This window comes from Brevibacterium sp. LAARM3_SD1, from assembly GCF_057364765.1.
In genome coordinates this window covers 1-9955 of record NZ_JBNFOL010000056.1, presented here as the reverse complement: position 1 = coordinate 9955, position 9955 = coordinate 1, and the positions used below count along the sequence as shown (strand labels likewise).

Genomic DNA, 9955 nt, shown 5'->3' with positions numbered 1-9955 from the left:
GCGGCCCAGCAACCTCGCGCCAGGTTGCTGAGCCGCCGTCAGGTAGTAATTGGGGATAGAGGGGGTCAGCGGCGGAGGATGACGGTACCGGCAGCGAGGTCATGGACTCCGCGGTTGTCGCGGTTGAAGATGAGCGCCGGAATGACGAGCACCACGAGAACGGCGCGGATGAGCGACTTGAGCAGTCCCGGCACATGGCCGTCGAGGCGGCGGACCTCGATGCCGAAGAGGCGATGCCCCACCGAGTAGCCGAGAGTGCCCACGAGCACGAAATTCTCGAGTGCGAAGATGGCGGGAGCCAGAACCGGATTCGCCGGATCGATGAGATTGGCGATCGCCAGACACATCAGCCAGTCGACGAGCAGGGCGAGGATGCGTTTCCACGCCGGGGCCAGCGAATGCGAGCCGTTGACAGGCAGACCGAGCCGCTTACCGGGCCAGTCGTCGTCATCCCTGTCGAACCGGGGTCCTTCGAGCCAGGAACCAAGGTCGTCACGATTGATCACTCCCCCAGCCTACGGAATCCGAGCTGAATGGATCCTCAGGAAACATGCCCGAAACATGACCGACATCACCACTTCATTCTTCTGCGACTAGAATCGACTGCGGTCAGGACAAACGGCCACCGTACACGAACTAGGAGACCTAAGTGTTCTCGTCTGCTGAAGAACTCGTCAATTTCATTTCGGACAACGACGTCAAATTCGTCGATGTCCGGTTCTGCGACCTGCCCGGTGTGGTCCAGCACTTCAACCTCCCCGCCGCCTCATACGGCACGGAGGAGATCACCGAAGGTCTGCTCTTCGACGGGTCCTCCATCACAGGCTTCCAGGGCATCCACGAGTCCGACATGAAACTGCTCGCCGATGTCACCTCCGCCTACATCGATCCGTTCCGTGAGGCGAAGACTCTGGTCGTCACGCATTCGATCGTCGACCCCTTCACCGACGAGCCGTACTCCCGCGATCCCCGGCAGGTCGCGGCCAAAGCCGAGGCTTACCTGCAGAGCACCGGCATCGCCGACACGGCTTTCTACGGCGCCGAGGCGGAGTTCTACCTCTTCGACTCTATCCAGTACGAGAACACTCCCGGCAACAGCTTCTACCGCATCGACTCCGAGGAAGCAGCGTGGAACACCGGCGCCGATGAGGCCGGCGGCAATCTCGGCTACAAGACCCCGCACAAGAGCGGGTACTTCCCCGTCTCTCCACAGGACCACTTCGCTGATATTCGTGACGAGATGTCGCTGACGCTCGAGCAGATCGGCTTCGAGATGGAACGGGCCCACCACGAGGTCGGCACCGCGGGTCAGCAGGAGATCAACTACAAGTTCAACACCCTCCAGCACGCCGCCGACCAGCTGCTCGACTTCAAGTACGTCATCAAGAACACTGCGTTCGCCAACGGCAAGTCTGCGACCTTCATGCCCAAGCCGATGTTCGACGACAACGGTTCGGGAATGCACTGCCACCAGTCGCTGTGGAAGAACGGCGAGCCCCTGTTCTATGACGAGAACGGCTACGGCGGGCTCTCCGACCTCGCCCGCTGGTACATCGGCGGCCTCATCGAGCATGCCGGCGCCGTGCTCGCCTTCACGAACCCGACTATCAACTCCTACCGTCGACTCGTGCCCGGCTATGAGGCTCCGGTCAACCTCGTCTACTCGGCACGCAACCGTTCGGCCGCGATCCGCATTCCTGTGACCGGTTCCTCGCCGAAGGCCAAGCGCCTCGAGTTCCGCGTACCCGACCCCTCGTCGAACCCCTACCTCGCGTTCTCGGCGCAGCTGATGGCCGGACTCGACGGCATCCGCAACCGCATCGAGCCCCCGGAGCCCATCGACAAGGACCTCTACGAGCTCCCGCCGGAGGAGGCCAAGGACATCAAGCTCGTCCCCGGCACCCTCGACGAGGCTCTCATCGAGCTGGAGAAGGACCACGACTTCCTCACCGCCGGGGACGTGTTCACCCCCGACCTCATCGAGACATGGATCCGCATCAAGCGTGAGAACGAACTCGATGTCGCTCGCCTGCGTCCGACACCGACGGAGTTCGAGCTCTACTACGCACTCTGATCTCGGCCGGCGGCCGACCTCAGCCGAGCTGAGATCCTGCAGCCCAGTGGAATAGAGTGAGGGCGTCACGGGTTTTCACCCGTGGCGCCCTTTCGGCTCTGCGGCCGTCGACGCGGCCGGTCGGATCACGCACCATCGGAGGGATGGACTTTGACGCACTATGACCTGCTGCTCATCGGCACCGGATCGGGAACATGTTCCTCGACAAGCGGTTCGCCGGACTGAAGACCGCCATCGCCGAGGAATGGCACTTCGGCGGTACCTGCCTCAACGTCGGGTGCATCCCGACGAAGATGTTCGTCTACCCCGCTACCCTCGCCGAACAGGCCACCGAGGCCGACCGCTACAACCTCACCCCGACCCACCCGAAAGTGGATTGGACCGGACTCCAGGACCGCATCTTCTCCCGCATCGACGCGATCGAATCCGGAGGACGCGAGTACCGCAGCAGCGACCGTCAACCCAACGTCACCGTCGTCCCCGAACACGTTCACTTCACCGGCGAGAAAACCGTGGCCACCGCCTCCGGTGAGGAAATCACCGCCGATCGCATCGTCATCGCAGCCGGCGCCCACCCCGTCATCCCCGACATCGACGGACTCGACACCGCCCGCATCGACACCGCCGAGTACCCTGTCTTCACCTCGAACACCGTGATGCGCCGCGCCGATCAACCGCGACGCCTGGTCATCATCGGCTCCGGGATCGTCGCCATGGAATTCGCCCATGTCTTCGCCGCCCTCGGCACCGAGGTGACCGTCCTGGCCCGCGGCCCACGTCTCCTGGGCAATATCGACGAGGAGGTCGCCGACGAGTTCACCCGGATCTTCGACTCCGCCCACACCGTGGTCCATGGGGCTCAGGCCAAGCAGATCGACATCGCCGACGGAGAGGTCACAGTGACCCTCGAACCCAGCGGGCGCCTCGCCGAGGCGGACCTGCCGGAGTCGATCACCGCCGACGGTGTGCTCGTGGCCACGGGAAGGGTCCCCAACACCGCCGAACTCGATGTCGAGGCCGCCGGTCTCGACATCACCGATGGGAAGCGCCTGTCCGTGGACGAGCACCAACGAGTCCTCTCCGCCGGACAGCCGGTGCCGGGAATGTTCGCTCTCGGGGACATCTCCTCACCGCACCAGCTCAAGCACGTCGCCAACCACGAAGCGAAGGTCGTCGGCCGCAACCTCGCCGCCGATGTCGCGGCTGGCGCGCCGGGCAGTGCACTGGCCGATGACCTCACCGTAGTCAACCATCATGCAGTTCCCGGCGCTGTGTTCTCCTCCCCTCAGGTCGCCTATGTGGGCATGACCGAGGCGCAGGCCGCGGAGGCCGGACATGACGTCACTGTCAAGGTGCAGAAGTTCTCCGATGTCGCCTACGGCTGGGCGATGGCCGATGATCCGGGAATCGTGAAGATCATCGCCGATCGCCGCTCCAGGCACATCCTCGGCGCGCATATCGTCGGCCACGAAGCCTCGATGCTCATCCAACCTCTCATCCAGGCCATGGCCTTCGGGCAGAAGGCCGACGAGGTGGCCACGGGGCAGTATTGGATCCACCCGGCTCTGCCCGAGGTGATCGAGAATGCCCTGCTCGGGCTCGAATTCGCCGACTGACCCGTCGACCGAAATCTGACTCAGCCGGCGCCCGGGGGAATTCTCACCTCGGCGATCTGCCGCAGCCAGTGCCTCAGAAATCGTAGAAGCGGTGCTCCATCACGGACCGTGCGTGCCTGGTGGTGCGCAGGTAGTCGTCTTCGAGGTCATGGCCCGCCCCTGCCGGATAGCCGAGCAGGCGGGCCGTGGCCTCGAGTTCGGTGTGATCGGCCGGCAGCGATTCGGCGGTGCGACCGCGAAAGAGCATCACGGCCGAACGCACGTCCGTGGCCAGCTGCCATGCCGCCGCCAGCTGTTCGGCATCCTCGGCGGGCAGCAGATCTTCGTCCGTGGCGACCTCAAGCGCCGGCAGAGTCGAAGTCGTACGCAGACCTTCCAGGCGATGCCCGTGTTGGAGCTGGAGGAGCTGGACGGTCCATTCGACATCGGAGAGGCTGCCTCGGCCGAGTTTGAGGTGCCGCCGCTTATCGGCATTGCGGGGCAGCCGTTCGTCTTCCATTCGCGCTTTGAGCGTGCGCACCTGTGTCAACGCCTTCTGCGGCATCTCCTCCGGATAGCGCAACGGATCGATGAGTGCCAGGAATGCCTCGAAGAGACCGTCATCGCCGGCCACTGGGCGCGCCCGCAGCAGCGCCTGTGCCTCCCATGGCTGGGACCACTTCGCGTAATAGGCCTGGTAGGACGAGAGACTGCGTACCAACGGCCCGTTCTTGCCTTCCGGACGCAGATCAGCATCGAGGTCGACCCCCTGGGCTCCTTCGCTGGCTTTGAGTCGCGATGACAGTTGGAGCGCCACCTTCGTCACGTGTTTGCTCAGTTTTCCACGGGCCTCGGCGTCGAGATCGTCTGACACGGGGCGGTAGACGAACATCGCATCGGCGTCGGAGAAATAGCCGATCTCCCGACCGCCCCAACGGCCCATAGCGATGATCCCCAATTCGTAGCTCGGAGTGTCAGGACCGTCGAGGTCAATTCGGACTGCCTGCAGGGCCCCTCGGACCGCCAAGTCCATGAGATCGGAGAGATCACCGGGTATCTCGGTGCGTTCGCCGACGTTGAGGACGTCGCGCAGAGCGATCCGCAGCAGTTCACGGCTGTACGTCTCGCGGATCGAAGTCACCGCATCGGCGCCATGGCGCTTGAGCAACCCGTCGACCTCGGCGTTGAGGATCGAGAGGTCACGAGCTTCGAGATTCGCATGACGGTCCAGCCAGGCGACAGCGGCGGGCCGGCGCAGCAGAAGCTCCGTCGCATACCCGGACAGGGAGAGGACCTCGGCCACCGATTTGGCGGCCAGGCCGGAGTCACGGAGCATCTTGAGGAACCACCCGGACGATGACAGCGATTCGCTGAGTCGTCGGAAGGCCAGCAGTGCTCGATCGGGTTCGACACCGTCGGAGAACCAGTCGAGTAGCGCCGGAAGCACCTGCTTGATGACCATGGCAGTGCGCGACATCCCTGTGGTCAGGGCCTTGATATGGCTCAAAGCGCCCTGCGGGTCCACATATCCGAAAGCCTGGAGACGATCGGCGGCCGCCTGCAGGCTCGAACCCCGCTTCTGCGCGTCCACGACGGCTCCGTGGACGCCGACGGCCGCTTCGAGGATGGGCCGATAGAAGATCTGCTCATGGAGGCGGGTGACCTGCTTCGCATAATCGCGGCGCGCCTGTTCGAGGCGGTCGCCGGTCCGTGAACCTGACCGGAAGACCGAACGGGCCAACGTTCGGAGCTTGGCCTCATCGTCGGGAATGAGCGCATTGCGCATCATCCTCGGGATCTGGACGCGGTGTTCGACGACGCGCATGAAGCGGTACGCGGTGGAGAAGACGGATGCATCCTGCTGGCCGATATAGCCGTGTTCTCCTAGCTCACCGAGAGCAACGAGTGTATTCGGGGTGCGGATGTCTTCGTCGTTGCGTCCGTGGACGAGCTGGAGCATCTGAGCGGAGAATTCGACGTCCCGCAGTCCGCCGCGCCCCAGTTTGATCTGTCGTGGGGCCTCCACAGCCGGGATGAGGTCGACGACGCGTCGGCGCATCGCCCGGATCCCGTCGATGAAGCCCGGCCGGCTGGCCGCCTTCCAGACCAAGGGCAGAAGGGATTCGGAGAACGCCTCCCCCACCTCGACGTCACCGGCGACGGGTCGGGCTTTGAGGAGGGCCTGGAACTCCCAGTTCTCGGCGATATCGGCGTAATAGTGTTCGAACTCCGAGAGCGTGCGCACGAGCGCTCCGGCTTTGCCCTCGGGACGCAGCGCCGTGTCGACCTCCCACAGCGCGGGCTCGCCGCCGGCATCGGAGAGGATGCTGCGCATGCGTTGGGCAAGGTCGGTCGCCAGATTCCTGGCTCCATCGGTCTCGGCGGAGTCGAGGACGAAGACGACGTCGACGTCGGAGACATAGTTGAGTTCGCGTGCTCCGGTCTTGCCCAGGGCGATGACCGCAAGACGGATGTCGGCCGCCTCGTCGATCTCCGCCCGCGCAATGGCCAGGGCCGCATCGAGCGCGGCTGCGGCCAGGTCGGACAGGACGGCCATGACATGGTCGACGATCTCGTCCGGGGATTCCGCCGACAGGTCGTCGGCGACGAGGCGAAGCACAGCGTCTCGGTAGTTCCGTCGCAGCGTCTTGACCCCTTCATCTCCGGTCACGGTGGCACGCGGAGCCGGGTCGTCGGGGTCCGCACCGAGGACCGTGAGCATCTCAGCACGCAGTGACACCGCCGAGGCGGCTGGTGTGGAGATCAGCAGGAACGGGTCCGGGGCGAGCAGCAGAGAGAGGGAATCGGGGTGCCGGACAAGGTGGTCGACCATCGCCTCCGAGGTGCCGACCACCGCGAGCAGGCGCGCCAGGAGCGGACGGTTGAGTTCATCCTCGGCGAGGTCGCCGTTGTTTCCCGACCTCACCGCGTCCAGCAGCGCAGCTGATTCCTCCTCTGCTGCCTCGACCACGCGCAGCAGACCCAACGCCGCCCCGTGCGGGTCAGGCACGGCCATGAGCAGGTCGACGAACCGCGAGTCGGTGGCCAATGGCTCTCCGAGAAGCTCGTCGACCTCATGAAGGAATCGAGCCGTCGCATCCGGGATGCTGGTGGTGCGAGAGGTGATCGCTGTCATCACATCGAGGTGAAATGCTTGGCGAGTTCGTACGGAGTCACCTGGGCACGGTAGTCGGTCCATTCCTGTCGCTTATTGCGCAGGAAGAAGTCGAACACCTCCTCGCCCAGGGTCTCTGCGACGAGGTCCGAGCCTTCCATCAGCTCAAGGGCATGGGACAGGCTGCGCGGCAGCGCTTCGATGCCCATCGCCCGACGTTCGGTGGACGAGAGCAGCCAGACGTTGTCCTCGGCTTCCTCGGGCAGTTCGTAGCCCTCTTCGATCCCTTTGAGTCCCGCCGCGAGCATGAGCGCATAGGACAGGTAGGGGTTCGCAGCGGAGTCCAGTGCACGGTATTCGACACGGGCGGATGAGGACTTGCCGGAGTTGTACTGCGGGACCCGCACGAGAGCGGAACGGTTGCGGTGGCCCCACGAGATGTAGGACGGGGCTTCGTGGCCCGTCCACAGCCGCTTATACGAGTTCACGTGCTGGTTGGTCACCGCGGAGATCTCGGCGGCGTGGGTGAGCAGCCCGGCAATGAACTGGCGACCGGTCCTCGACAGTTGATATTCGGCACCGGGCTCGAAGAAAGCATTGTTCTCGCCCTCGAACAGGGAGACGTGTGTGTGCATCCCGTTGCCCGGGTGCTCGGCCATCGGCTTGGGCATGAATGAGGCGTAGACACCTTGGGAGATCGCGACCTCTTTGATGACCGACCGGAACGTCATGACGTTGTCGGCCATCGTCAGGGCGTCGGCATAGCGCAGATCGATCTCGTTCTGACCGGGTCCGGCCTCGTGGTGGGAGAACTCCACCGACAGTCCCATGGCTTCGAGCATGGTGACGGCTTCGCGGCGGAAGTCATTGGCCGTTCCGCCGTTGACATGGTCGAAGTAGCCGGCCGTGTCGACGGGCATCGGCGCGGTGCCGTCGCTGATCCCGGAGACCGGATCGAGATTGTCGGTCTTGAACAGGTAGAACTCGATCTCAGGATGCACATAGAAGGTGAAGCCGCGTTCGGCGGCTTTCGCCAGAGTGCGTTTGAGGACGTTGCGCGGGTCAGCCGGTGCCGGTTCTCCCCCGGGAACGTGGATGTCGCAGAACATCCTCCCGGTCGGTTCGATCTCCCCGCGCCAGGGCAGCAGAGAGAATGTCGAGGGGTCGGGTTTGAGGACCATATCGGCCTCGAACACTCGCGACAGTCCCTCGACTGCCGAACCATCGAACCCGATGCCTTCGGAGAAGGCACCTTCGAGCTCGGCGGGGACGATGGCCACGGACTTCAACTGTCCGAGGACATCGGTGAACCAGAGTCGGATGAATCGCACTTCACGATCCTCGACAGTCCTGAGAACGAATTCCTCCTGACGCGACATCAGTTCAGCCGTTCCACTTCTCGTCGTCTTCGTCCCACTTCTGATTGCGCTCACGTGCCTTGTCCAGGGCGGCGCGGGCGACTTCCTCGGTCTCGTATGGCCCCATGCGGTGGGTCCAATCGCTGACCAGACCCTTTTCGACGGTGTTCGTCTCGAGGTTGAAGTAGTACTTCGAGTTCGGGTCGTCGATATCTTCGTAGAGTCCCATGGCGAGCCTTCTCTCCTCAGCGGGGTTCTGCATTGACCCTTTCAGCTTACCGTTTCAGGAGACGAACTGACGGCACCTGTCGCAGACGCACCGGAAGCGGCCTCATCTGCGCCTTTGGTGCCGTCTGAGCGCGACTGGAATCATGATTTCCGCGATATCTGGTACTCAGACACACTGATTCCGCAATTCTGATGACGAAAACAGGTTTAAAGGTTTGCTCTCCAAACCTTCAAAGGAATAGAGTTGACACCATCGACGGCAGACGGAGAAGTCGGTCGCCGCCGCCCCTGCGGCACACCATCAGGAGAGAAGGACACATCATGCGCATTTCAGTGCCCACAGAGGTCAAGAACAACGAATTCAGAGTCGCCATCACCGCTGCCGGCGTCCACGAACTCGTCGCCCACGGCCACGAGGTCACCGTGCAGGCAGGAGCCGGCGAGGGCTCCTTCATCACCGATGCCGAATACGAAGCAGCCGGAGCGACGATCGCCCCCGACGCCGCCGCCACGTGGGCTGCCGGCGATCTCGTGCTCAAGGTCAAGGAACCCATCACTCAGGAATACGGGTTCCTGCGCAAGGACCTCGTTCTGTTCACCTACCTCCACCTCGCCGCCGACGAGGCGCTCACCAACGCTCTGATGGAGGCCGGCACTACGGCCATCGCATATGAGACCGTCCAGCCCGACGGCGGCGGACTGCCGCTGCTGGCTCCGATGAGCGAGATCGCCGGACGCCTGTCGACTCAGGTCGGTGCCCATAGTCTGCTCAAGGCGGGTGGCGGTCGCGGCATCCTGCTGTCCGGTGTTCCCGGTGTCGAGCGGGCGAATGTCGTCGTCATCGGTGCCGGTGTGGCCGGAACGAACGCCGCCCGGATGGCTCTGGGTCTCGGGGCGGCTGTCGAGGTCATCGACATCAACATTCCGCGTCTGCGGCAGATCGATGAGACCTTCGCCGGTGCCATCGGCACGAAGGTGTCGAACACGTATGAGATCACGAAGTCTCTGGCCTCTGCAGACCTTGTCATCGGTTCGGTGCTCATTCCGGGCAAGAAGGCTCCGAAGCTTGTGACCGACGAGATGGTCGCCGGGATGAAGCCGGGTTCGGTTCTCGTCGATATCGCCATCGACCAGGGCGGCTGCTTCGAGAACTCTCGTCCCACGACTCACGACGATCCGACGTTCACCGTCCATAACTCGGTCTACTACTGCGTGGCGAATATGCCCGGTGCGGTGCCGAACACGGCGACGGCGGCTCTGACGAACGCGACTCTGCCGTTTGCTGTGAAGATCGCCGATCAGGGATGGCATCAGGCGCTGTCGAACGATGCGGCTCTGGCTCGCGGCCTCAACATCCACAACGGTCATGTGACGAACGACAACATCGCTGAGGCGTTCGGCTTCGAGGCTGTATCCGTGGCCCACGCCCTAGCCAACTGACCCAATTACTACCTGACGGCGGCTCAGCAACCTCGTGTGGAAACTCGCGACCTTGCTGACAACCTCACTCAATACGTTGCTGACAACCTCGCTCACTAGGTTGTGAACGACCTGACTCACTAGGTTGCTTACACCAAATGAGTGG

At 63.5% G+C, this 9955-nt stretch carries 7 protein-coding genes; 3 read left to right on the top strand and 4 right to left on the bottom strand.

From position 1 onward, the window contains the following. Positions 1–65: 65 nt before the first annotated feature. Positions 66–506 (bottom strand): RDD family protein, encoded by a 441-nt coding sequence (locus tag AC2W7L_RS18105; protein ID WP_173154345.1) that lies wholly within the window; start codon positions 504–506, stop codon positions 66–68. A gap of 143 nt (positions 507–649) precedes the next feature. Here AC2W7L_RS18105 and glnA (AC2W7L_RS18100) point away from each other — a divergent pair, with 143 nt between their 5' ends. Beyond that, positions 650–2074, top strand: coding sequence for a type I glutamate--ammonia ligase (gene glnA, locus AC2W7L_RS18100; RefSeq protein WP_169252217.1), 1425 nt, complete (start codon positions 650–652; stop codon positions 2072–2074). A 194-nt stretch (positions 2075–2268) separates the two neighbouring features. Beyond that, positions 2269–3690, top strand: coding sequence for a mycothione reductase (locus AC2W7L_RS18095; RefSeq protein ID WP_486005572.1), 1422 nt, complete (start codon positions 2269–2271; stop codon positions 3688–3690). Between the two features lie 73 nt (positions 3691–3763). Here AC2W7L_RS18095 and AC2W7L_RS18090 read toward each other — a convergent pair whose 3' ends face one another. Genes AC2W7L_RS18090 through AC2W7L_RS18080 form a run of 3 tightly spaced genes read right to left on the bottom strand, consistent with a single transcriptional unit; the run spans position 3764 to position 8371 of the window. Further along, positions 3764–6805 (bottom strand): bifunctional [glutamine synthetase] adenylyltransferase/[glutamine synthetase]-adenylyl-L-tyrosine phosphorylase, encoded by a 3042-nt coding sequence (locus AC2W7L_RS18090; protein WP_486005571.1) that lies wholly within the window; start codon positions 6803–6805, stop codon positions 3764–3766. Next, a complete protein-coding gene (gene glnA / locus AC2W7L_RS18085; RefSeq protein ID WP_486005570.1) occupies positions 6805–8163 on the bottom strand; it encodes a type I glutamate--ammonia ligase in 1359 nt (452 codons plus the stop codon). The genes AC2W7L_RS18090 and glnA (AC2W7L_RS18085) overlap by 1 nt, the downstream gene beginning before the upstream one ends. A gap of 4 nt (positions 8164–8167) precedes the next feature. Then, positions 8168–8371: a hypothetical protein gene (locus tag AC2W7L_RS18080; RefSeq protein WP_167200832.1), complete on the bottom strand. Its 204-nt coding sequence runs from the start codon at positions 8369–8371 to the stop codon at positions 8168–8170. Positions 8372–8691: 320 nt separating this feature from the next. On the opposite strand from AC2W7L_RS18080, the gene ald reads away from it, so the two are divergent. Continuing rightward, positions 8692–9810, top strand: coding sequence for an alanine dehydrogenase (ald, locus tag AC2W7L_RS18075; protein ID WP_486005569.1), 1119 nt, complete (start codon positions 8692–8694; stop codon positions 9808–9810). Positions 9811–9955: the final 145 nt, after the last annotated feature.